The organism is Kitasatospora sp. NPDC030952 (assembly GCF_055571335.1).
In genome coordinates this window covers 31,919-54,410 of the sequence record NZ_JBVIFM010000010.1, presented here as the reverse complement: position 1 = coordinate 54,410, position 22,492 = coordinate 31,919, and the positions used below count along the sequence as shown (strand labels likewise).

The following is a 22,492-nucleotide window of genomic DNA, read 5'->3' as shown; positions in this document are numbered from 1 at the left end:
GCCGTCAACCGGCCGGGGCGGTGCAGAGCTTCCCGAGCAGCGCGAGGTCGACCCGCTCCAGGCTGTCCAGCGGGGTGATCCGGTCGCCCTCGGGCATCGGGACGGCGGTGGACGGCACGGCGAGCACCGCGCAGCCGGCCGCGGCGGCGGAGGCGACCCCGGTCGGGGTGTCCTCGACGGCGACGCAGGCGGCCGGGTCGAGGCCGAGCCGTTCGGCGGCGGCCAGGTACGGGTCCGGCGCGGGCTTGGTGCGGGGGGTGTCCTCGGCGGCCAGGGTGACGGCGAACCAGTCGCGGCCGATGGACGAGAGGACGAGGTCCACCACCAGGCGCGGGGAGGCGGAGACCAGCGCGGTGGGCACCCGGGCCTCGCGCAGGGCGGCCAGCAGGGCGAGCGCGCCGGGGCGGGGCACCGTCTCGGCGGCGACCTTGGCGGCGAAGGACTCGCCCAGCCGGGCGGCGAGTTCGGCCTCGGGGCGACCGGTGCCGCTGACCCGGTGCAGGTGGGCGGCGGTGTGCTCGACGGCTTGGCCGAGCACCTCGGGGGCGTCCTGGTCGGTGAGCGGGTGGTCCAGCTCCTCGGCGAGTTCGGCGGCGGCCTTCCACCAGAGCTGCTCGGTGTCGACCAGGGTGCCGTCCATGTCGAAGAGGACCGCGGCGGGCAGGACCGCGGCGGGCAGGGCGTCGGCGGGCAGGACGGAGTCCGGCAGGTCGGGTTCGGACGGGACGGTTTCAGGCATGGCGGTACCTTCGGTGATTCTTCAGTGATTCTTCGGCGGATCCAGCGGTGGGTCCGGCGGCGGTACAGGATCCCAGACGGGCTGCTCAGGCGGCGCGGCGGTCCACCAGGACCGGGCGCTCCGGCAGCGTGAGCTCGGCGCGCGAGCCGGCCGGGAGGGCGGCGGCGGCCTCGGTGGGCAGGTCGGCCTTGACCTCGGTGCCGTCGTCCAGGCGGACGGTGAGCCGGGTGACGGCGCCCAGGAAGGACGCGGTGACCACCAGGGCCGGGCCGTTCTCGGCCGGGGTGAGGTCGACGTTCTCCGGGCGGACCAGCACCTGCAGCTCGCCGTCGGCCGGGGCCTCGCCGTCCACCGCGTGCCGGCGGCCGAGTACCTCGACGCCCTCCGGGGTGCGGGTGCACGGGATGCGGCTCATGGTGCCGACGAACTCGGCGACGAAGGCGGTGGCCGGCCGGCCGTACAGCTCGGACGGGGTGGCGCACTGCTCCAGCTTCCCGGCCCGCAGCACCGCGACCCGGTCGGCCATGGACAGCGCCTCCTCCTGGTCGTGGGTGACGAACAGGGTGGTGATGCCCAGCTCCTGCTGGAGCCGGCGGATCTCCTCGCGCAGTTGGAGGCGGACCTTGGCGTCCAGCGCGGACAGCGGCTCGTCGAGCAGCAGCACGCGCGGCTGGAGGGCGAGCGCGCGGGCCAGCGCGATGCGCTGCTGCTGGCCGCCGGACATCTGGTGCGGGTAGTGCTCGGCGCGGTGCGGCAGGCCGACCAGCTCCAGCAGCTCCCCGGCGCGCTTGCGGCGCTCGGCCTTGCCGGTGCCGCGCATCCGCAGTCCGAAGGCGACGTTGTCCAGCGCCGTCAGGTGCGGGAAGAGGCTGTACGACTGGAACACCATGCCCGCGTCGCGCTTGTGGGCGGGGATCGAGGTGATGTCCTGGCCGTCGACCAGCACCTCGCCGGAGTCGTGCTGCTCGAAGCCGGCCAGGATGCGCAGCGCGGTGGTCTTGCCGCAGCCGGACGGGCCGAGCAGGGCGAGCAGTTCACCGGGCCGGACGGTGAGGTCCAGGCCGTCGAGGGCGGTGGTGGCGCCGAACGCGCGGCGCAGCGAGCGGAACTCGACGGTGGCGCCGCCGGTGGCGGTCGCGGCCCGGGAGGCGGTGGCGGTGGCGGTGGCCGTGGTCATGGCTGGTAACTCCTGGAGAACGTGGGGTGGTTCAGGACCGGGCGGCCTTGCGGCCGCGGCCGACGGCGGACATCAGCAGCAGGACGAGCCAGACGATCAGCAGGCTGAGCATCGACACCGCGACGGACATCTGGCCGTCGCTCTTGCCGTTGGAGTTGATCCACACCGAGAAGGGGGTGAAGCCGAGGATGGAGGCGGTGGTGAACTCGCCGAGCACCAGGGCGACGGTGAGGACGGCGGCGTTCAGCAGCGAGCTGCGCAGGTTCGGCAGGACGACGGTGAACACCGCGCGCAGCCAGCCGGCCCCGCAGTTGCGGGCGGCCTCGACCAGGGTGACGACGTCCACGCCGCGCAGTCCGCCGTCGATGGCCCGGTAGGCGAAGGGCAGGGCCATCAGCACGTACGCGACGATCAGGACGATCGGGAAGTTCGGGTCCTGGATGGCCACGATGGTCTGGAACAGCGGGGTGTCCTGGAGGTAGTCCGGGCCCCAGCGCAGCACCCCGATGATGCCGGTGGTGAGGGCGACGACCGGGACGACCAGCGGCATCGAGCACATGACCTCGATCACCGGGCGCAGCTTCGGCGCGCCGAGCCGGGCGGCGAGCACCGCCGGGACGAGCAGGAGCAGCAGCACCACCACGGTGACGGCGGCCAGTTCCAGGCTGAGCACCAGGCTGTCGGTGAAGCCGGGGGCGTTCAGCAGCTCGGTGTAGGCGCGGAAGGTGGTGCCGCCCTTGTTGTCGTCGACGCTGAACCACAGCGAGGCGGCCATCGGCACCGCGAAGTAGATCCCGCAGATCAGCAGGACCAGGCCGCGGCCGAAACGGATGCGATCGATCAGGCGAGCCACTTGGCACTCCGGCGCTGAAGGGGCAGGTACACGGCCATCACCAGGCAGGCGACCACGATCATGTCGAGGCCGAGGGCGAGGGCGAGGTTGCCCTGGCCGACCAGGACGTTGCCGGACAGCGCGTCGCCGATCTGCATCGAGATCAGCGGCACCGAACTGCCCACCATGGCCTCGGCGGTGGCGTACGCGGCGAACGAGGCGCCGAACAGCAGCACGAAGCCGCCGAGCAGCGAGGGCAGCAGGACCGGCAGGGCCACGTGCCGCCAGTACTGGAGTCCGGTGGCGCCGTTGTTGTACGCGGCCTCGCGCCACTGGGTCTTGAGGCCCTCCAGGGCCGGCGTGATGGTGATGACCATCAGCGGGACGAGGAAGTACAGGTACACCACGGACAGGCCGGTGAAGGTGTAGAGGTTCCAGCCGTGCTTGGTCAGGCCGAACTTCCTGGTGACCTCGCCGGCGTTGCCGAGGGTGGCGACGAACATGAAGGCCAGCGGCACGCCGCCGAAGTTGGCGAGCACGCCGGAGGCGGACATCACGGCCTCGCGGAAGGCGCGGAACCGGGAGGTCGCCACGGCCTGGGCCAGCGGCAGGCCGACCACGGTGGCGATCAGCGCGGTCAGCAGGGAGAGCTTCACGCTGCCCCACAGGGCCGTCCAGTAGGCGCCCTGGAGGGAGCCGGTGAGGTTGTCGGTGGTGAAGGTGCCACCGCCGTCGGGGGCGTCCGAGGAGGTCGTGAACGCGCCGATGGCGATCGCGACGGCCGGCAGGCCGAAGCCGATCACGAAGAAGAGGATCAGGGGGAGGGCGGCGAGCCAGGCGCGGCTGCCGCCGGCCCGGCGGGGGGCCTTGGCCGGGGCGGCCGTGGCGATGGTGGGGGAGGCGGTGGCGGGGCCGGGGGTGCCCCCGCCGCTCTGGGCGGCGGAGGCGTCGGCCGGCACCGGGGTGGGAGCCGTAGTCATCAGTCAGATCAGCCCGAGATCGCCTTGGCCCAGTTCTCCGTCACGACCTTCTTGGCCGCGGTGGTCTGGTCGTCGGTGGGGAAGGTGGTGAAGGGCTTCTCGATGGCCGGGAGCTTGGCGGCGGCGGCCGCGTCCAGGGTGCCCGCGGCCTTCATGGCGTCGAACAGGGCCGGGGTGGCGTAACCGCCCAGGTAGCCGTTCTGGCCCTCCGCGCTGTAGAGGTACTCCTCCCACAGGCGGGCGGCGGCCGGGTGCGGCGCGTCCTTGTTGATGGCCTGGTTGTAGAAGGCGGCGTAGATGCCGTCGGACGGGATGCTGACCTGCCAGTCGATGCCCTTGTCCTTGAACTTGTCGGTGTAGCCGGCGTTCAGGTAGGACCAGTCGACGCTGATCGGGGTCTCGCCCTTCTCGATGGTCGCCGGGGTGACCTCGACCGGGTTGAAGTTCCCGGCCTGCTTCAATTTGCCGAAGAAGTCGATGCCGGGCTGGATGTTGTCCAGCGAACCGCCGTTGGCCAGGGCGGCGGCCATGACGGCGCTGTACGCGGCGTTCGCCTTGGTCGGGTTGCCGTTGAGCGCGACCATGCCCTTGTACTCGGGCTTGAGCAGGTCCGCGAAGGTCTTCGGGCAGGCCGCCACCTTCTTGGCGTCGCAGGCGATCGAGACGTAGCCGCCGTAGTCGTTGTAGCTCAGACCGTTGGCGTCCTTCATGGAGGCCGGGATCTTGTCGAAGTCGGCGACCTTGTAGGGGGCGAACAGGCCCTGCTTGCCGCCGGAGGTGGCGAACGCGGCACCCAGGTCGACCACGTCGGGGGCGCGGTCCTGGCCCTTGCGGGAGGTGATCGCGTTGATCTCGTCCTGGCTGGAGCCGTCCGGGTTCTCGTCCTCGATGTCGATGCCGTACTTCGCCTTGAAGCCGTCCATCAGCTTGCCGTAGTTCGCCCAGTCGCGCGGCAGCGTGATGACGTGCAGCTTGCCTTCCTTCTTGGCGGCGGCGACCAGGGCGTCCATGCCGCCGAAGTCGGCGACCGAGGTGGCGGTCTTGGCGCTCTTGCCGCCCGCGAGGTCGTTGCTGCCGGCCTTGGCGGACGACGAGCCGGCGGAACCGCAGGCGGTGAGGGAGAGCGCGGCGGCGGTCAGGACGGCCGCGAGGGCGGCGGTGCGGGCGCGGTGCACGGACACGGGTCAGTCTCCTGAGAAGGGGGAACTGCAAACGGGTGTCTTGATCGGGGGGATCAGGCGAGCGGCGGTTCGGAGCCGTCCGAGGTGAGTTCGGAACCGTCCGAGTTGACTAGCCAACTTCGCTGACGGGGGTAAGTAACCCGGAGTCCGGTGACGGGAAGGTGAACGGACGGCCCAGCGCCGGGGTCGGCTGCGGGAACGGTGGAATCCGGCCATCGGAGCGTGATCCGTTCGGTGCGATGCTCGAACCGCGCAGCGGGATAGGGTCGGGCTGTCCGCGCCGGCACGGCTGCGCAGGACACCGCCCCTGGAGGGACAATTGAGTGACGTGGCAGTAGAGCCCGGGCGCCCCGTGGAGCGCGAGGCCGGAGCCCTGTACCGCAAGGTGGCCGCCGACCTGCGCGAGGCCATCACCACCGGCGCGTTCGGCGAGGCGGGCCGGCTGCCCGCCGAGGGCGCGCTGGCCGAGCAGTACGGGGTCTCCCGCGGCACCGTCCGCCAGGCACTCGCCGTGCTGCGCTCGGACGGGCTGGTCACCTCCCGCCGCGGTACCCGGCGGGTGGTGCTCGGCGGAGCCCGGGTGCAGAGCTTCTCCGAACTGCTCAGCTTCACCCACTGGGCGTACTCGATGGGCGAGGAGCCCGGCGGCATCCTGGACTCCCTGGTGCGCCGCCCGGCCGACGCCGCCGAGCGCGAGCAACTGCGCCTGGAGCCGGGCGCCGAGGTGTACGTCACCGTCCGGCTGCGCACCCTGTCCGGCACTCCGGTGATGGTCGAGCGCACCGTCTACCCGCCGCGGGTCGGCGAGATCGTCGCCGAGCTGCCGCCGGACGTGGTCTCGCACACCGAGGTGCTGCGCGAGCACGGCATCCTGTTCACCGATGCCGACCACACCATCGACATCGTCGCCGCCAACGCGGAGGACGCCCGGCTGCTCGGCTGCCGCCGGGGCGGCCCGCTGCTGCGCGAGCGGCGGCGGACGACCGACCCGACCGGCACCCCGGTGGAGTGGTCCCAGGACCGCTACCTGCCCGGGACGGTGGCCTTCAGCGTGCACAACTCGCTGGCCACGTCGGCGCTTTCGCGGCACGCCCGGGAGCTGGACTGAGGTTCGCCGCTCCCGGGCGCGCTCCGCTCCTCAGCGCATGAGGGAGGCGAGCAGCGGGCGGTAGTGCTCGAAGTCCGGCGTCTTCGCGTCGGGCTCCTTGGCCTGCTCGTCCCACCGGCGGACGGCCACCGCGTCGACGGCACCCGGGAGTTCGGCGAACGCGGCGGCCTCGTCGGCGTCCATCGGGCCGCCCTGGACGGTGAGGGTGTACTCGGAGGCCTCGGAGAGGCCGGCGCGGTAGCCGGGCTCGACGGCGCACAGGTAGCGCTTGGCGGCGACGTGCAGCCGGACCGGCTCGGTGACCTCCGGGCCGAACCAGCGGGCCAGCCAGTCGGCGCCGCTGTGGCTGTGCCGGTTGTCCTGACCTTCCATCAGATCACGCCCGTGCAGCGGACCTCGGAAGTGGCCGACGTCGTGCAGCAGGGCGGCGGCGACCAGGTGGTCCGGCGCCCCGGCCGCCTCGGCGGCGGCCGCGGCCTGCAGCATGTGCTCGGCCATGGTGACCGCCTCGCCCAGGTACTCCCCGGCGCCCTCGCCCGCGAACAGCTCGGCCAGCTCGTCCAGGGCGGCGGTGCGGCGGTGCAGCACCGCGAGGGTGCTCGCCAGTGAGTCGAGGTCCGCGTAGCAGCCCTGGAGGTGGCGTCGGCCGTCCTGCTCGAAGGCGGTACGGGCGTGCAGCAGACGGGTGTTGTCGAAGATCAGGCAGTCGCCGGGGTCCAGGCGGAAGGTGAGCCGCAACTCGGGGCGAAGGGTGATCGCGGCGAAGCGGCGGTAGGCGGCGTAGAAGGCCTCACGGTCGGTTCCCCGCAGGGTGCCGATCGAGCGGTTGTTGAACCTGACCTCGCGGATCCTTCCCTGTGGGTCCACGTCGATCAGCGGGCGGTCGGCGCGCAGTTCGGTGCGGCGGTCGCGGAAGACGAAGGGGACGGGGGTGCGGGTGAGGGTCGCGAAGGCCATGGGGGACTCGTCCCGCAGCAGGGCCGCCGCCTTGAATCCGTCGACGAGGCCGGAGTCGCCGCCGGTCGCCGAGTTCGCCAGGCAGTGCAGCAACTGGAGGGTGGGGACCGGGTCCCGGTACGGGTTGTCGGTGTGCGGGGCGATGGCCTTGTCCGTGAACGCGAGGTTGTTCGGATCCGGCTCGACCCGGACGTCGAACAGCTCGCCGTAGTTGGTGACCCGCACGTACCCGAAGCTCTCGGCCACCCGCAGCACCTGGCGCTCCACGGCCGGCACCCCGCGCAGCACCGCGAAGCCGCTGCGGCGGACGGCTCCCAGCACCGCCGCCTGCTCGGCAGGGTCGGTGAGGTAGGCCTCCCACTCGGCTTCGGGGATGCCACGGGCGAAGTCGGCGGCCGCCCAGAGCCGCTTGTCCTCTTCCGTCCGCCCGTCGCTCTCGGCCTCCTCGTGCAGCCATGCGAGGGGGTAACGGGAGCGGTGGCCGTCCGACCAGAGCACCTCCAGGTTGCCGTCGATCTCCTTGCTCGCGGCGATGGTGAGGTCCGGCGGCAGGTCGTCGATCCGGAACAGCTTCTGCCCGTTGCGCGGGTCCCGGCAGTCGGCGCAGGGGCAGTTGTCGCGCAGCCAGTAGGGCGGCGGTTGCTCGGTCACGGGTGTCCTCCTAGGCGGGCTCCTCGGGGTGAAGTTGTATAGCCAACTTCACCCGCTGGGCGGGAGCTTGCCTGCCCCCGGTGAGTTCCGCGTGCCGGGCGGGTGAACGCTGCGGGAACTGTGGTGAGGGCTGCCCGCGGCGAGTCATCGGTGGCCGGGAGGTCATGGTGGAGCGGCTCGGACATCTGGATCGTCCGACAGGTTCGGCGTGGTCTGAGCCCAACCGTCGACGGGCCCGTCCCGGGGGTTCCCGGGGCGGGCCCGTGTGGTCCCACCTCTGCCGACCATTTGGGTGAGGGTGCAGGTCAGGGGGTGTTTCGGGGGGCGGTGAGCAGGCGGGGCTGCGGCACTGTCGGGGTGGATTTCCCCTGACACGAGAGGTGGCCGCGCATGGCTCACAGTACGAATACGAGTCCGCCCACCGCAGGGCACAGCGGGCTCAAGCGGGAGGTGGGCCTCGCCGGGCTGCTCTGGGCCTCGGTCGGCGCGATCATCGGCTCGGGCTGGCTGTTCGGGGCGCAGAAGGCGGCGGTGGCGGCGGGCCCGGCCGCCATCGTGTCCTGGGGCATCGGTGCGGTGGCGATCATCCTGCTGGCGCTGATCCACGCCGAGCTGGGCGGGCTGTTCCCGGTGGCGGGCGGCACCGCCCGCTACCCGCACTACGCCTTCGGTGGCTTCGCGGGGATGTCCTTCGGCTGGTTCACCTGGCTGCAGGCCGCGACGATCGCGCCGATCGAGGTGCAGGCGATGATCAACTACGCCCAGCACTGGAGCTGGGCGGACGGCCTGCTGAACAAGGACCTGACCCTGACCGGCTCCGGCTTCGTCGTCGCGGCCGTCCTGCTCGGGGTGTTCGTGGCGATCAACTTCCTCGGCGTCCGGCTGCTCGCCCACACCAACAGCGCGGCCACCGTGTGGAAGGTCGCCATTCCGGTCCTGACCATCTTCGCCTTCGGCCTCACCGAGTTCCACGGCTCCAACTTCGACGTCCACGGCTTCGCGCCGGACGGCGCCAAGGGCGTGCTGGCGGCGATCAGCACCAGCGGGGTGATCTTCGCGCTGCTCGGCTTCGAGCAGGCCATCCAGTGGGCGGGGGAGAGCCGCAACCCCCGGCGGGACATCCCCCGGGCGGTGCTCGGCTCGGTGGTGATCGGGACGGTCGTCTACCTGATGCTCCAGGTGGTGTTCATCGGCGCGCTGCCGCCGGAGACCGTCGCCGGTGGCTGGAGCAAGCTCACCTACCCGGGCATCAGCGGGCCGTTCGCCGGTCTGGCGACCCTGATCGGGCTGGGCTGGCTGGCCACCGTCCTGTTCATCGACGCGGTGATCTCCCCAGCCGGCACCGGGCTGGTCTACATCACCTCCAGCTCCCGCGTCACCTACGGCCTGAGCCGCAACGGCTACGCGCCGCCCGCGCTGCAGTACACCGACCGCAACGCGGTGCCCTGGCTGGGGCTGATCATCGCCTGGGTCGCCGGGGTGCTCTGCTTCCTGCCGTTCCCGAGCTGGCAGCGGCTGGTCGGCTTCATCACCTCGGCCGTGGTGCTGATGTACGCGGGCGCCCCGCTGGCCTTCGGCGTGCTGCGCAAGCGGCTGCCGGGGATGGAGCGTTCGTACCACCTGCCCGGCGGCTCGGTCCTCTCGCCGATCGCCTTCGCGGTGGCGAGCCTGGTCATCTACTGGTCCGGCTGGGACACCCTGTGGCGGCTGGGCCTGGCGATCATCATCGGGTACCTGCTGCTCGGCGGGTACTCCGCCTACGCCGCCTCGAAGGGGGTGCCGAACGCGCCGCGGATGGACTTCAAGGCCGGGCAGTGGCTGCCGGTCTACCTGGTCGGGATGGGGGTCATCTCCTGGCAGGGCACCTTCGGCGTGGGCGCCCAGGGGAACCTGCCGCTGTGGTGGGACATCGCGGTGGTGGTGCTGTTCTCGCTGGTCGTCTACTACTGGGCGCTGGCGGTGGCGCTGCCGGCCGAGGAGATCGAGCGCAACATCCGCGGCGTCGAGGTGGTGGACGCGGGCGGCCACTGAGCAACCGCCCTACGCCGAGCGCCACTTCGCCCCGTCGAGCACCGGCTCGACGGGGCGAAGTGCTGTGCGTCAGTGCTGCTGGTCGGACGGGGCGTTGGTCGGCGGGTTGCTGCCGCTGCCCGTCGCGGTGTTGTTCGGGTCGGGCTTGGGCGTCGGGTCGGGGATGTCGGCCATCGGCAGGGACTGCTTGGGCGTGCCCTTCAGGGCGTCGTCCATGGCGTCCCGCCAGATCGGGCCGGGGCCGTCGGCACCGAACACCTCGGTGTGGGGCGTGCCGTTGATGGTGATGTTGCGCATCTCGACGCCGCCGGCCGGGCCGCCCAGCCAGACGGAGGTGGCGAGTTGGGGGGTGTAGCCGCTGAACCAGGCGGCCTTCTTGTGGTCCGAGGTGCCGGTCTTGCCGGCGATCTGCCGGTTGTCCTTCAGGTGGAGCGCCGCGCCGGTGCCGCTGTTCTCGGTCACGCCGTTCAGGACGGTGTTCATCGCCCGCGCCGTGTCCTCGGAGAACGCCTTCTCGCAGTGGGCGGCCGGGACGGGCACGTCCTTGCCGTCCACGGTGGTGATCCGGCTGATCGCGAGCGGGTCGCAGTGGGTGCCCCCGGCGGCGAAGGTCGCGTAGACGTTCGCCATGGTCAGCGGGCTCATCTCCTCGACGCCCAGGGCCATCGCGGGCACCTCCTCCAGCGGCTTGCCGCTGGCCTTGGCGGTGATGCCGAACTTGTTGGCCATCTGCTTGACCGCGCAGAGGCCGATCTCCTGCTCCATCTGCACGAAGTAGGTGTTGACGGAGAGGGCCATCGCCATCTTCAGCTGGTACGGGCCCTTCTCGCTCGCGGACTCGTTGGGCACCACCGTCTTGGGCCGGGCGTCGTTGCGCCACGTCCCCTCGCAGGTCTTCATGTTCGGGTACGGCATCGAGTTCGGGGCCGAGTACTCCTGGATCGGCGGCAGACCGGCCTCCAGGGCCGCGGCCGCGACGATCGGCTTGAACGTGGAACCGGGCTGGAAGCCGGTGCCGCCGCCCATCGCCAGGTCGACATTGAGGTTGACCACGGTCTGGTTCTTCTCCGTCACCAGACCGTACGGGCGGGTCTGGGCCATGGCGAGGATCTTGCCGGTGCCGGGCTCGACCATGCTCGCGGCGGCGGAGACGGTGTCGGTGACCCTCACGTTGCTGCTCACCGCGTTCTGGGCGGCGGCCTGCTTGTCCGGGTCCAGGGTGGTGTAGATGTTCAGGCCGCCCTTGTCCCAGAAGGCCTTGCGGTCCTCGCTGCTCTTGCCGAAGGCCGGGTCCTGCTTGACCACGTGGCGTACGTAGTCGCAGAAGAAGCCCATGCCCGCCTTGGCGGTGATGCAGCCGTTCTGCGGGTCCTTGTACTTCAGACCCAGCGGGGCGGCCTTCGCCTCCTTCGCCTGGTCGGCGGTGATGTGCTTGTTCTCCAGCATCTTGTCGATGACGGTGTCCCGGCGCTTCTGGGCGGCCGCCGGGTGCAGCTTGGGGTCGTACTGCGACGGGTTCTGGACCAGCCCGGCCAGGGTGGCGGCCTCGGCGATGGTCAGGTCCTTGTTGCTCTTGCTGAAGTAGCGCTGGGACGCGGCCTCCACGCCGTAGGCGCCGTTCCCGTAGAAGGTGATGTTGAGGTAGTTGGTGAGGATCTGCTCCTTGGGCAGGTCCTCCTCCAGCTTGATCGCGACCTTGAGTTCCTGGATCTTGCGGCCCAGGGTCTTGCGCTGGGCCTCCTTGACCGCGTCCTTGTCGTCGCCGGCCTTCTCCACGTTGACGTTCTTCACGTACTGCTGGGTCAGCGTGGACGCGCCCTGGGCGGTGGTGCCGCTCTCCGCGTTCTTGCCGAGCGCGCGCACGATGCCCTTGAGGTCGACGGCGCCGTGCTCGTAGAACCGGGCGTCCTCGATGTCGACCTGGGCCTTCCGCATGAACGGCGACATCTGGTCCGCCGTGATGACGGTGCGGTCGCGCTCGTAGACCTTGGCGATCAGCCCGCCCTTGGCGTCGAAGATCTGGGTGGCCTGGGTGAGCGGCGGCGTCTTGAAATCGGCGGGAATGTCGTCGAAGCTCTCCGCCGTGGCCTTGGCGGTCAGCCCGAAGCCGCCGGCGACGGGCAGGACGAGGCCCGCCAGCAGGACACCGGACACGACGCTCACACCGAGGAAGGTCGCACCGTGGCGGGCCAGCCGGAGCGGCGTGCTCCGGGCGGGGCGGGGGGCCGCGTCGTCGGCGGGGTTCGGTATGCGAGAGCGATGTGAGTCCACATCACGTTGATGTCGTGAGTGTGGAGAAAGGTTGCAGGCGTAGTGCCCGAGATGATCCGGGAGGGCGTTATAGGACGCGATTTCCGTTTTACGGAGGGCACTTGGCCCCGCCGGCCGGTGGCGCGGCGGGGCCAGGCGTCGGCGGGCCAAGCATCGGGCGGGCCAAGCGTCGGCGGGCCAAGCGTCGTCGGGGGTGGGTCGTCGGCGGGGGTGGGCCGTCGGACCTACGCTCCGGCGGTCGCCGCCCAGGCGGCCTCGGCGGCGGCCAGGGCAGGGGCGGCGTCGGCCCCGGTCGCGTCGGCGAGGGCGCTCAGGCAGGCGCGGACGGTCTCCAGCGAGGCCGCCCGGCCGTAGTGGTTGACCCGCAGCATCTCCGCGGCCAGCGCCCCGCCACCGGCCTGGACCGGCAGCGCCGGGTCGAGGGCGGCGGCCAGCTCGGCGGCGTGCAGGCCGGCCGCGGTGCGCAGGGTGGTGGCGACCGGGGCCGCGTGGGCGTCCTGGTGGACGTACGGGCTGAGCGTGCCGAGCGCCCGGGCGCCGGCCCGGGTGGCGGCGGAGGCGGCGCGGTGGCGGGCGATCACGGCGGGCAGGCCGTCGGCGGTGATCCGGTCCAGGCAGGCGCCGAGCGCGAGCATCTCCAACTGGGCCGGGGCGTGCGGGAGTACGGTGCGTCCGGCGTCCGTCCAGCGCTCCTTCCAGTCCAGCAGGGAGAGGTAGGAGCGGCGCGGGGCGGCCGGGTTGGCGGCGATCCGCTCCCAGGCGCGCTCCGAGACGGAGACGGCGGAGACCCCGGCCGGGCCGCCCATCGCCTTCTGGCCGCCGATCACGCACAGGTCGATGCCCCACTCGTCGGTGAGCAGCGGCTCGGCGGCGACCGAGGCGACCGCGTCGAGCATCAGCAGGGCGCCGTGCTCGCGCACCACGGCGGCGATCTCGGTGACCGGGTTGGTGTTGCCGGTGGCGGCCTCGGCGTGCACCAGGGAGACGAAGTCGATCTCCGGGTGGCGGTCGAGGGCCTCGGCGACCTGCGCGGCGGTGACCGCGCTGTCGAAGGGCACCGCGAGGTCGACGACCTTCGCCCCGCAGGAGCGCAGCCAGTTGCCGAAGGTCTGCCCGTACGGACCGGTGACGATGTTGAGCGCGGTGGAGCCCGGGTGCGCGGCGCCGCGGATCGCGGCCTCCAGCGGGAGCAGGGCCTCACCCTGGGTGACGATGACGTCGGCGTCGGTGTGCAGCAGCGCGGCCACCTGGTCCTCGATCGCGGCGAACCCGGCGGCGCTGAGCGGGGGGAGGTCGAGGAAGGGACTCACGGTGTCGGGGCCTTTCGCACGCGGACGGGTGGTGGGTGCGGCAACGAGTCTGCCGCATTCGTCCTCCTTAGACCGACCGGCAAATGGTGGGCGGCGTCGCGACGCCCGGGCTGTCGCCTGGACTGCGTTGTCGTCGGTCGCCGCAGCTCCGCTGCTACTCCCTCCTCCGCCTTGCCAGACTCGGCCCGGACGCCGCTCCTTCCTCCACCCACCATTTGCCGGTCGGTCTTACAGGGAACCCGCCCGTCGGTAGAGTGCCGCCATGAGCGAAGGCGCGGTGCTGCACGTCCGGGGTCGGGTGCTGGTCGGTCCGGAGGAGGTCCGGGACGAACTCTGGGTGGTGGACGGCCGGGTGAGCTTCACCCGCCCGCCGACCGCCGGGGACGTCCGGACGGTCACCGGCTGGGTGCTGCCAGGCCTGGTCGACGCGCACTGCCACGTCGGCCTGGACGCCCACGGCGCCGTGGACGCCGAGACCAGCGAGAAGCAGGCGATCACCGACCGTGACGCCGGCACCCTGCTGATCCGCGACGCCGGCTCGGCCGCCGACACCCGCTGGATCGACGAGCGCGAGGACCTGCCCCGGATCATCCGGGCCGGCCGGCACATCGCCCGCACCCGCCGCTACATCCGCAACTACGCCCACGAGATCGAGCCCGGCGACCTCGCCGCGTACGTGCGGGCCGAGGCCCGGCGCGGCGACGGCTGGGTGAAGCTGGTCGGCGACTGGATCGACCGCGACCGCGGCGACCTCGCCGCCTGCTGGCCCGGCGACGCACTGGCCGAGGCGATCGCGGCGGCGCACGAGGAGGGCGCCCGGGTCACCGCGCACTGCTTCGCGGCCGAGTCGCTGCCGGACCTGCTGGCCGCCGGGATCGACTGCGTCGAGCACGCCACCGGGCTGACCGAGGAGCTGATCCCGGCCTTCGCCGAGCGCGGGGTGGCCATCGTGCCGACGCTGGTCAACATCGCCACCTTCCCCGAGCTGGCGACCGGCGGGGAGGCCAAGTTCCCGGCCTGGGCGGCGCACATGCGGCGGCTGCACGAGCGCCGCTACGCCACCGTCGGCGCCGCGCACGACGCGGGCATCCCGGTGTTCGTCGGCACCGACGCGGGCGGCTCGCTCGCCCACGGGCTGGTCGCGGACGAGGTGGCGGAGCTGGTGAAGGCGGGGCTGAGCCCGGCCGAGGCGCTGTCGGCGGCGAGTTGGGGAGCGCGGGAGTGGCTCGGGCGGCCGGGGCTGGCGGAGGGGGCGCCGGCCGACTTCGTGGTGTACCGGGAGGATCCGCGGGCGGACGTCCGGGTGCTCGCGGACCCGCTGCTGGTGGTGCTGCGCGGGCGGCCGGTGGGCTGATCGGCCGGCGGGGGCGGCGGGGCCGCCGGGGGCCGTCGGGGCGGTCGTTCGCGGTCGGTGGGGCGGTCGTTCGCGGTGGTCATCGGCGGTGACGCCCTGTCGGTATCGGCCGATAGGGTGACGCCCATGGCACCGCGTCCACTGAACGAGATCGTCGAGCCCGGCTGGGCCACCGCCCTGGAACCCGTCGCCGGACGGGTCGCCGCCATGGGCGACTTCCTGCGCGCCGAACTGGCCGCCGGCCGTACGTACCTGCCCTCCGGCCCGAACGTGCTGAGGGCGTTCCAGCAGCCCCTCGCCGACGTGCGGGTGCTGATCGTCGGGCAGGACCCGTACCCCACCCCCGGGCACGCCGTCGGGCTGAGCTTCTCGGTCGGGCCCGAGGTGCGTCCGATCCCGGCGAGCCTGATCAACATCTTCCAGGAGTACGGCACCGACCTCGGCCTGCCGCAGCCCTCCAACGGGGACCTCACGCCGTGGACGAACCAGGGCGTGCTGCTGCTCAACCGGGCCCTGACCACCGCGCCGCGCAAGCCCGCCGCGCACCGGGGCAAGGGCTGGGAGGAGGTCACCGAGCAGGCGATCCGGGCGCTGGTGGCGCGCGGCGGTCCGCTGGTGGCGATCCTGTGGGGGCGCGACGCCCGTAACCTGCGGCCGCTGCTGGGGGACGTCCCGGCGATCGAGTCGGCGCATCCGAGCCCGTACTCGGCGAGCAGCGGGTTCTTCGGCTCGCGGCCGTTCAGCCGGGCGAACGAGCTGCTGGTGCGGCAGGGGGCGCAGCCGGTGGACTGGCGGCTGCCGTAGGGCAGTTGGCTCCCGTAGCAGATCCGGGTCAGCGTGGAACGTCAATCTCACTCCTACGGGTGAAATGACGTTCCGTGTTGCTCATGTGACGGATCGTTCGAGAAGACTGGCGGCTCATCGTTTCATCTGTGTGGGGGTACCGCCTTGTCTCCGTCGTCCCGTCTGTCTTCCCGTTCGCCCCTTTCGTCGCGCCGAATCGTTTCCGCAGCCGCCGTGGTGCTGGCGAGCACCGCGCTCACCGCCGGGCCCGTCCAGGCCGCGCCGTCGGCGGCTCCGGCTCCGGCCTCATCGCCGGGGAAGGCGCGTGCCGTCACGGCCGAACTCGCCCTGGATGTCAGCCTGTTGAACAAGACGGTGGACGTCCCGGTGGACATCGCGCTGAACAAGGTGGAATCCCCGGCCCAGCGCGAGGGGTCCGTCCTGACCGCCAAGGTGGCGGGCGTCGACCAGGCCGGACCGGTCGAGCTGGTCAAGGCCGACATCGGCAAGTCCGTCACCCGGGTCGACGCCAAGGGCGCCGCCGCCTCCGTCAAGCTGGTCAACGCCGATGTGCACGCCCCCGGGCTGCCCGCCACCGCGCTGCTCGGGCTGGAGGCGATGAGCGCCGAGGCCACCTGCCCGGTCGACGGGCAGCCGACCGCGGACGTGGTCGCGCCCGCCAAGCTGACCGTGCTGGGCAAGCCCGTCACCGTCGGGCTGTACGGCCCCACCAAGGTGGACGTGCCGCTGGTCGGCAGCGTGTCGGTGGAGCTCTCCAAGAAGACCACCACCACGACCACCGCCGCCGCCTCCGCCCTGGAGGTGCAGGTGGAGGTGAACCCGCTCAACCTGAACGTCGCCAAGGTCACCGGGAAGATCACCGTCGCCTCGGTGAGCTGCGAGAAGCCCACCGGCCCGGCCGCCACCTCCGGCCCCACCGGCACCCCGAGCGCCGCGCCCACCAGCGCCCCCGCCGCCCAGCCGGTCGCCGACACCACCAGCTCGCGCGCGGCGGTGCCGCAGGCGGCGGTGGACAAGCCGGAGCGGCTCGCCACCACCGGCGGCAGCAGCGCCACCGCCCCGCTCGCCGCCGGCGCGGCCGCCCTGGTCGCGGGCGGTGCCGCCGCGCTGTGGGCCACCCGGCGCCGCCGGGCCACGCACGCCCGCCGGGGCTAGGCACTCCGCGGCTGGGCATTCCGCCGCTGGGCACTCCACGGTGCGGGAGTGCCGCGCCCGGCACTCCCGTACCGTGACCGTGCCAACGCGGACGGTTGGTTCACATGCGCGTTACATGAGAGGAACAACCGGGAAACGGCGGCTTGCGACGCTACGCGGGCACCCACCACCCAGCAATGCGAGGGACCAGCCGTGGCAATCAAGGCCGAGTACATCTGGATCGACGGCACCAAGCCGACCGCGAAGCTCCGTTCCAAGACTCGCGTCCTGCCCAACGCCGACAAGATCCCGACCTGGGGCTTCGACGGTTCCTCGACCAACCAGGCCGAGGGCCACGCCTCGGACCGCGTGCTGGAGCCGGTGAAGGTCTGCAAGGACCCGATCCGCGGTGGTGACAACATCCTCGTCCTGTGCGAGGTCCTGGAGACGAACGGTACCCCGCACGAGTCCAACACCCGCGCCCTGCTGCGCGAGGTCGAGGAGAAGTACACCGCGCAGGAGTCGATCTTCGGCATCGAGCAGGAGTACACCTTCTTCAAGGGCTCCCGCCCGCTCGGCTTCCCGGAGGGCGGCTTCCCGGCCCCGCAGGGCGGCTACTACTGCGGCGTCGGCGCCGAGGAGGTCTTCGGCCGCGAGATCGTCGAGCTGCACCTGGACCGCTGCATCGACGCCGGCCTGGCCATCTGCGGCATCAACGCCGAGGTCATGCCCGGCCAGTGGGAGTTCCAGATCGGCCCGGTCGACGCGCTGACCGTCTCCGACGACCTGTGGATCGCCCGCTACCTGCTCTACCGCACCGCCGAGGAGTTCGGCATCGACGCCACCCTGGACGCCAAGCCGGCCCGGGGTGACTGGAACGGCGCGGGCGCCCACACCAACTTCTCCACCAGGGCGATGCGCGAGGGCTACGACGCCATCATCACCGCCTGCGAGTCGCTCGGCACCTCGCAGGAGAAGGTGCTGGAGCACGTCACCCAGTACGGCGCCGACATCGAGTCCCGCCTGACCGGCAAGCACGAGACCGCCCCGTGGAACGTCTACAGCTACGGCGTCTCCAACCGCGGCGCGTCGGTCCGCATCCCGTGGCAGGTCGAGGTGGAGCAGAAGGGCTACATCGAGGACCGTCGCCCGAACGCCAACGTCGACCCCTACGTCGTCACCCGCCTGCTGATCAACACCTGCTGCGAGGCCCTGGAGAAGGCCGGCCAGGTCTGATCCCCGCCTCCCACACGCCCGCAGGCCCTTCCCCGCACACCGGGGCAGGGCCTGCGGGCGTTGTGGCTCAGGCGTTGTGGGTCGGTCGCCGCGGGTCGGGCAAATCGCTGGTCAATTCCGTTTGGCCACCGGACAATTCACGGCATGACCCGACAGCCGCTGCTCCTCCTCGACGTGGACGGACCCCTCAACCCCTTCGCCGCGCCCAGGTTCCGGCAGCCGGACGGCTACCGCACCCATGACCTGATGCCCAGCTGGTGGGCCGAGCGGCAGAGCCGGCGGGCCGCCGAGGGGGAGGAGGCGAAGCCGCTGCGGGTGTGGCTGAACCCCTCGCACGGACCGGAGTTGCTGGCGCTGCCGTACGAACTGGTGTGGGCCACCACCTGGATGGCCGAGGCGAACGCGCTGATCGGCCCCCATCTCGGGCTTCCCGAACTCCCGTACATCCCCTGGACGGACCTCTTCGGGGAGGATCCGGACGGGCTGCACTGGAAGACCAGGGACGTGGTGGCCTGGGCGGACGGGCGGCCGTTCGTCTGGGTGGACGACGAGCTCGGGCCGCAGGACACCGCGTGGATCGCCGCCCACCACCCCGGCCCGGCGCTCACCCTGCACGTCAACCCCCGGAAGGGCATGCGCGCCGGGGACTTCGCGACCCTGCTGGAGTGGGCGGCCGCCGCATGACCGGCCGCCCGCTGCTCCTGATCGACGTGGACGGACCGCTCAACCCGTACGCCGCGCCCGACACCGACTGCCCCGACGGCTACGGCACCCACCGGCTGCTGCCCGAGTCCTGGGTGGCCCGGCACGCGCCGCAACCGCGGGAGGAGGTCGCGCCGCTGCGGGTGTGGCTGAATCCGTCGCACGGGCCGGAGTTGCTGGCGCTGCCGTACGAACTGGTGTGGGCCACCACCTGGATGGCCGAGGCGAACGCCCTCATCGGTCCGCGCATCGGGCTGCCCGAACTCCCGTACATCCCCTGGACGAACCTGTTCGGCGAGGACCCGGACGGGCTGCACTGGAAGACCAGGGATCTGGTGGCCTGGGCGGACGGGCGGCCGTTCGTCTGGCTGGACGACGAACTCGGACCGCAGGACATCGAGTGGATCGCGGCGAACCACCCGGCCGAGGCGCTGCCGCTCTGGGTGGACCCCCGGGCGGGGCTGCGGGAGCTGCACTTCGCGGCGCTGCGGGAATGGGCGGAGGAGGAGCCGGCGTGCTGATCGGCAGGATCGAACGGCTGCGCCGCTACCCGGTCAAGTCGCTGCTGGGGGAGGAGCTTTCGGCGGTCGAGGTGTCCGCGCGGGGCCTGGCCGGGGACCGCGGGCGGGCCCTGCTGGACGTGGCGAGCGGGCGGGTGGCCAGTGCCAAGAACCCCCACCGGTGGGCCGGACTGCTCGGCTACTCGGCGACGACCGCGGCGGACGGTCGGGTGTCCGTCACCGGCCCGGACGGGCGGGCCGCCGGTGAGGCGGAACTGTCCGAGGCCTTCGGCCGCGAACTCGTCCTGATCGCCGAGCGCCCGCCCGGCGCGACGGTCGAGCGAGCCGTGCCGGAGGAGGTGCTGGCGCGCGGGATCGAGGCGGAAGTCCCGGTGACGGTCAGCGAGTTGGGGCGGGCCGCGACGGAGGGCGGGTTCTTCGACTTCGCCCCGCTGCACCTGATCAGCAGCTCCACGCTGCGCGCCGTCGGCGTCGGCGTCGGGGTCGGTGTCGGGGTCGGCGTCGGGGTCGGTGTCGGTGCCGAGGCCGAGGTCGAGGCCGAGCGCTACCGGCCCAACCTGGTGATCCACACCGAGGGCGAGGGTTTCGTCGAGAACGCCTGGGTGGGACGGGAGTTGACCGTCGGGGCGGATCTGCGACTGCGCATCGTGGCCCCCACCCCGCGCTGCGCCGTCCCCACCCTGCGGCACGGCGGCCTGCCCCGCCGGACGGAGGCGCTGCGCGGGCCCGCCGAACGCAACCGGCTGGTCCCGTTGGAGGGCATGCCGGCGCTGCCCTGCGCGGGGGTGTACGCCCAGGTGCTGGCGCCGGGGTCGATCCGTACCGGCGACCCGGTCAGGCTGGAGCCGGCGCCGAACTCAGCACCTTCTCCAGGGCATTGAGGAAGCGGTCGGTGGTCTCCTCGTCCCGGACGGCGATCCGCAGCCAGTCCTCGCCGAGGCCGGGGAAGGTGTCCCCGCGTCGGACGGCGAAGCCGTGCTCGCGCAGCCGCTCGCGGACCGCCGCCGCGCCCGGCAGTCGGACCAGGACGAAGGAGGCGGCCGGTTCGCCGTACACCCGCAGCGTCGGGAAGGCGGCCAGCCCCTTCAGCAAGTAGTCGCGCCACAGGGCGAGTTCGGCGGCTGCCCGGTCCGCCTCGGCCAGTGCCGACGGGCCACTGCAGGCCTCGGCGGCGGCCAGCGCCGGGGTGGAGACCGGCCAGAGCGGCTGGGCGGCGCCGAGGGCGGCGATCAGCGGTGCCGGTCCGAGGGCGTAGCCGATCCGCAGGCCCGCCAGACCCCAGGTCTTGGTGAGGCTGCGCAGCACGACGACCTGTCCGGGCAGGTCCCGGATGGCGGCGAGGGACTCCCGTTCGCCCGGCACGGTGTCCATGAACGCCTCGTCCACCACCAGGGTGCGCCCGGGTCGGGCGAGTGCGGCGACGGCCTCGGCGGGGTGCAGGACGGAGGTCGGGTTGGTCGGGTTGCCGAGGACGACCAGGTCCGCCTCGTCCGGGACGGTGCCCAGCCGGAATCCGTCGTCGGGGGAGAGTAGTACCCGGTGCACCCGGTGTCCGGCGTCCCGCAGGGCCGCCTCCGGCTCGGTGAACTGCGGGTGCACCACGATGATGTGATGAGCCGTCAGAACACGGGCGAGCAGCACGAAGGCCTCGGCCGCTCCGGAGGTGAGCAGCACCTCCTCGACCGGGCGCCGGTGCCGGGCGGCCACCGCGGCGCGGGCGGCGCCCTGGTCGGGGTAGGCGGCCAGCGTGCCGAGGGTGGCGGCGAGGTGTTCGCGCAACCAGGCCGGGGGAGTGCCGGTGCGGACGTTGACGGCGAGGTCGACCAGCTCGCGTCCGTCGGCGCGCACCTCGGCGTCGCCGTGGTGGCGCAGGTCGGGTTCGTGGGTGGTCATGCGGTCGCTCCCTCGCCGGTCTGTGCGGGCTCGCAGGGTTCGCCGGTCCGAGCGGGCTCCTCGGACGGGCCGGACTCCTCGGACGGGCCGGGCTCCTCGGGCGGGCCGGACTCCTCGGGCGGGACGGGCAGGCCGGGCACCCGCAGGACGTCGTACGCGCCGGGCGGCACGGTGAGCCCCGAGCCGTCGCCGAGGGCCACCAGGGCGACGGCGTGCCCGTGCGCGGCCAGGGTGACGGCCGCCCCGGTGTGGTCGACGACCCGTCCGGCACGGTCCGTGGCCACCCCGGCCCAGTCCAGCACCTCGCCACGGGTGTTCCGCACCGTCCCGGGCTCCGGCACCGCGACCCGGCGCGTCCCCGGCCGGAGCAGCGCGGCCACCGCCTCGACGGCCTCCGGCCGGCCCACCACCACCGAGGCGCGCCGCAGTTCGGCCAGTGCGCGCGGCACCAGCAGGTCGTGGGCGCCCGGCCCGAGGCCGACCAGCGCCAGCCGTCCGCGCACCGCGGCGCGGGCGATCGCCACCGTGGCCGTCGCCGACTTCCGCTTGGCGACGACGAGTTCACCGCCGTCCGCACTGGCCAGTGCCGCCGCCTCGGCGACGCTCGCGGTGCCGACCGCCGCGCCGACGGCCTCGGACGGGTTCGGCACGGTGCGCCGCGCCAGCTCCTCCGCCGGGTGCTCGTCCACCGGCACGTGCAGGCAGCGCGCGGCCCAGCGCACCGCCGGGTGGTCGGCCTTGCCGGCCACGGTGGCGATCCGGGCGATCGCCGAGCGCAGGTAGCCGGTCTCCTTCAGGACGTCCGTCAACAGCCGCATGGCGTCGGCCGGTTCGGTGCCGCTGCCGGCGCCGATGCCGACCACCAGGGTGCGCGGGATGACCAGGAGGTCGCTGCCGCCGGGGTCCTCCCGGTCGGTGATCCGCAGCGCGGGGGCGTCCTCGGGGGCGTCCGGCCGGATGGTGGGCGGCAGTGCGGGCAGCGGGTACGGCACCTCGCCGACCAGCCGGACCGGGCGGCCGTCCGCCACCGCCCGGTCCACCTCGCGGGCGCCGGGGCGGTAGAGGCGGGTGGCGTGCGGGACGAGCAGGTCGAGCGGGGCCTCCGGGTCCGGCGGCGGGCCGGTGAACACCGGGGTGACCCCGAGGGCGGCCGCCACCTCCCGGGCCAGCTCCTCGGCGGAGTCGGCGTGGGTCAGCGGGATCACCCAGCGCCGCCCCGGGTCCAGGCAGAGCACCTCGGCCCCGCGCGGGACCGCGACCCGGTCATCGCTCAGCAGTCCGACGACGGAGCCCAGCGAGCCGACGGCGATCACCTGGCGGTGCTCGGTGAGCGCGAACCGCATCGCCTCCGGCCCCTGGAAGCAGTTGCCGTGCGAGGCCCGGTAGACGTGGGTGGCCTCCGGCCAGAGGTCGTGCAGTTCGCCGGCCAGCGGGCGGCCGGGCCCGTAGAGGGCGACCAGTCCGATCACGTTCCCGCACTCCTTGCCGTTCCCGGGCCCTGCGCTCCCGGGCCCCCGTGATCCCACCACGCAAGGCCGAAACGGGTCAATCGCGGCGCATGTGACGTCCGCCGCCGTCCGCCGCCGTCCGCCGCCGTCCGCCGCCGTCCGC

Annotated in this window: 19 protein-coding genes; 9 read left to right on the top strand and 10 right to left on the bottom strand. The window is 72.8% G+C overall.

Going from position 1 to position 22,492, the window contains the following annotated elements:
* Positions 1–4 precede the first annotated feature (4 nt).
* The 5 genes from ACZ47G_RS19025 to ACZ47G_RS19005 form a co-directional block, all read right to left on the bottom strand.
* Positions 5–739, bottom strand: coding sequence for an HAD family hydrolase (locus ACZ47G_RS19025; RefSeq protein WP_465744077.1), 735 nt, complete (start codon positions 737–739; stop codon positions 5–7).
* 85 nt (positions 740–824) lie between these two features.
* The gene (locus tag ACZ47G_RS19020) at positions 825–1,916 is read right to left on the bottom strand and encodes an ABC transporter ATP-binding protein (RefSeq protein WP_465744075.1); all 1,092 of its coding nucleotides are present in this window, start codon (positions 1,914–1,916) and stop codon (positions 825–827) included.
* Positions 1,917–1,947: 31 nt separating this feature from the next.
* On the bottom strand, positions 1,948–2,757 hold the full coding sequence (locus ACZ47G_RS19015) for an ABC transporter permease (RefSeq protein ID WP_465744404.1): 810 nt from the start codon (positions 2,755–2,757) through the stop codon (positions 1,948–1,950).
* Positions 2,757–3,728, bottom strand: coding sequence for an ABC transporter permease (locus ACZ47G_RS19010; RefSeq protein WP_465744073.1), 972 nt, complete (start codon positions 3,726–3,728; stop codon positions 2,757–2,759). The genes ACZ47G_RS19015 and ACZ47G_RS19010 overlap by 1 nt, the downstream gene beginning before the upstream one ends.
* An 8-nt stretch (positions 3,729–3,736) precedes the next feature.
* Positions 3,737–4,909, bottom strand: coding sequence for an ABC transporter substrate-binding protein (locus ACZ47G_RS19005; RefSeq protein ID WP_465744071.1), 1,173 nt, complete (start codon positions 4,907–4,909; stop codon positions 3,737–3,739).
* 328 nt (positions 4,910–5,237) lie between these two features.
* Between ACZ47G_RS19005 and ACZ47G_RS19000 the strand changes: the two genes are divergently transcribed.
* The gene (locus ACZ47G_RS19000; RefSeq protein WP_465744070.1) at positions 5,238–6,017 is read left to right on the top strand and encodes a GntR family transcriptional regulator; all 780 of its coding nucleotides are present in this window, start codon (positions 5,238–5,240) and stop codon (positions 6,015–6,017) included.
* A 30-nt stretch (positions 6,018–6,047) separates the two neighbouring features.
* Here the strand turns inward: ACZ47G_RS19000 and tmpA are convergent, their stop codons facing one another.
* Positions 6,048–7,625, bottom strand: a complete 1,578-nt coding sequence (gene tmpA / locus ACZ47G_RS18995) for a 2-trimethylaminoethylphosphonate dioxygenase (RefSeq protein WP_465744069.1) — start codon at positions 7,623–7,625, stop codon at positions 6,048–6,050.
* Positions 7,626–8,015: 390 nt separating this feature from the next.
* Here tmpA and ACZ47G_RS18990 point away from each other — a divergent pair, with 390 nt between their 5' ends.
* A complete protein-coding gene (locus ACZ47G_RS18990; RefSeq protein WP_465744067.1) occupies positions 8,016–9,656 on the top strand; it encodes an APC family permease in 1,641 nt (546 codons plus the stop codon).
* A gap of 69 nt (positions 9,657–9,725) precedes the next feature.
* On the opposite strand, the gene ACZ47G_RS18985 is transcribed toward ACZ47G_RS18990, so the two are convergent.
* Complete coding sequence (locus ACZ47G_RS18985) at positions 9,726–11,819, bottom strand: transglycosylase domain-containing protein (protein WP_465744065.1); 2,094 nt, start codon at positions 11,817–11,819, stop codon at positions 9,726–9,728.
* Positions 11,820–12,151: 332 nt separating this feature from the next.
* On the bottom strand, positions 12,152–13,237 hold the full coding sequence (locus ACZ47G_RS18980) for a pyridoxal-phosphate-dependent aminotransferase family protein (RefSeq protein ID WP_465744063.1): 1,086 nt from the start codon (positions 13,235–13,237) through the stop codon (positions 12,152–12,154).
* 262 nt (positions 13,238–13,499) lie between these two features.
* On the opposite strand from ACZ47G_RS18980, the gene ACZ47G_RS18975 reads away from it, so the two are divergent.
* From ACZ47G_RS18975 to ACZ47G_RS18945, 7 genes are all read left to right on the top strand, one after another.
* On the top strand, positions 13,500–14,591 hold the full coding sequence (locus tag ACZ47G_RS18975; protein WP_465744061.1) for an amidohydrolase family protein: 1,092 nt from the start codon (positions 13,500–13,502) through the stop codon (positions 14,589–14,591).
* Positions 14,592–14,717: 126 nt separating this feature from the next.
* Entirely contained in the window at positions 14,718–15,395 is a 678-nt protein-coding gene (locus ACZ47G_RS18970; RefSeq protein WP_270143187.1) for a uracil-DNA glycosylase, read from the top strand.
* A gap of 213 nt (positions 15,396–15,608) precedes the next feature.
* The gene (locus tag ACZ47G_RS18965; protein ID WP_465744059.1) at positions 15,609–16,550 is read left to right on the top strand and encodes an SCO1860 family LAETG-anchored protein; all 942 of its coding nucleotides are present in this window, start codon (positions 15,609–15,611) and stop codon (positions 16,548–16,550) included.
* Between the two features lie 192 nt (positions 16,551–16,742).
* Positions 16,743–17,765, top strand: coding sequence for a glutamine synthetase (glnII, locus tag ACZ47G_RS18960; protein ID WP_465744057.1), 1,023 nt, complete (start codon positions 16,743–16,745; stop codon positions 17,763–17,765).
* Positions 17,766–17,909: 144 nt separating this feature from the next.
* On the top strand, positions 17,910–18,449 hold the full coding sequence (locus ACZ47G_RS18955; RefSeq protein ID WP_465744055.1) for a hypothetical protein: 540 nt from the start codon (positions 17,910–17,912) through the stop codon (positions 18,447–18,449).
* Complete coding sequence (locus ACZ47G_RS18950; protein ID WP_465744053.1) at positions 18,446–18,988, top strand: hypothetical protein; 543 nt, start codon at positions 18,446–18,448, stop codon at positions 18,986–18,988. The genes ACZ47G_RS18955 and ACZ47G_RS18950 overlap by 4 nt, the downstream gene beginning before the upstream one ends.
* The gene (locus tag ACZ47G_RS18945; RefSeq protein ID WP_465744051.1) at positions 18,982–19,869 is read left to right on the top strand and encodes an MOSC domain-containing protein; all 888 of its coding nucleotides are present in this window, start codon (positions 18,982–18,984) and stop codon (positions 19,867–19,869) included. The genes ACZ47G_RS18950 and ACZ47G_RS18945 overlap by 7 nt, the downstream gene beginning before the upstream one ends.
* On the opposite strand, the gene cobC is transcribed toward ACZ47G_RS18945, so the two are convergent.
* Together cobC and ACZ47G_RS18935 are read right to left on the bottom strand one after the other, a co-directional pair.
* On the bottom strand, positions 19,823–20,881 hold the full coding sequence (gene cobC, locus ACZ47G_RS18940) for an Rv2231c family pyridoxal phosphate-dependent protein CobC (protein ID WP_465744049.1): 1,059 nt from the start codon (positions 20,879–20,881) through the stop codon (positions 19,823–19,825). The genes ACZ47G_RS18945 and cobC overlap by 47 nt on opposite strands.
* A complete protein-coding gene (locus ACZ47G_RS18935; protein WP_465744047.1) occupies positions 20,878–22,350 on the bottom strand; it encodes a cobalamin biosynthesis protein in 1,473 nt (490 codons plus the stop codon). The genes cobC and ACZ47G_RS18935 overlap by 4 nt, the downstream gene beginning before the upstream one ends.
* Between the last annotated feature and the right edge of the window lie 142 nt (positions 22,351–22,492).

Coding starts and splice junctions, on each gene's coding strand:
- ACZ47G_RS19010 (WP_465744073.1), bottom strand. CDS start 3,728: ATGACTACGGCTCCCACCCCGGTGCCGGCCGACGCCTCCGCCGCCCAG.
- ACZ47G_RS18955 (WP_465744055.1), top strand. CDS start 17,910: ATGACCCGACAGCCGCTGCTCCTCCTCGACGTGGACGGACCCCTCAAC.
- ACZ47G_RS18950 (WP_465744053.1), top strand. CDS start 18,446: ATGACCGGCCGCCCGCTGCTCCTGATCGACGTGGACGGACCGCTCAAC.
- ACZ47G_RS19025 (WP_465744077.1), bottom strand. CDS start 739: ATGCCTGAAACCGTCCCGTCCGAACCCGACCTGCCGGACTCCGTCCTG.
- ACZ47G_RS19020 (WP_465744075.1), bottom strand. CDS start 1,916: ATGACCACGGCCACCGCCACCGCCACCGCCTCCCGGGCCGCGACCGCC.
- ACZ47G_RS18970 (WP_270143187.1), top strand. CDS start 14,718: ATGGCACCGCGTCCACTGAACGAGATCGTCGAGCCCGGCTGGGCCACC.
- cobC (WP_465744049.1), bottom strand. CDS start 20,881: ATGACCACCCACGAACCCGACCTGCGCCACCACGGCGACGCCGAGGTG.
- ACZ47G_RS18990 (WP_465744067.1), top strand. CDS start 8,016: ATGGCTCACAGTACGAATACGAGTCCGCCCACCGCAGGGCACAGCGGG.
- ACZ47G_RS18975 (WP_465744061.1), top strand. CDS start 13,500: ATGAGCGAAGGCGCGGTGCTGCACGTCCGGGGTCGGGTGCTGGTCGGT.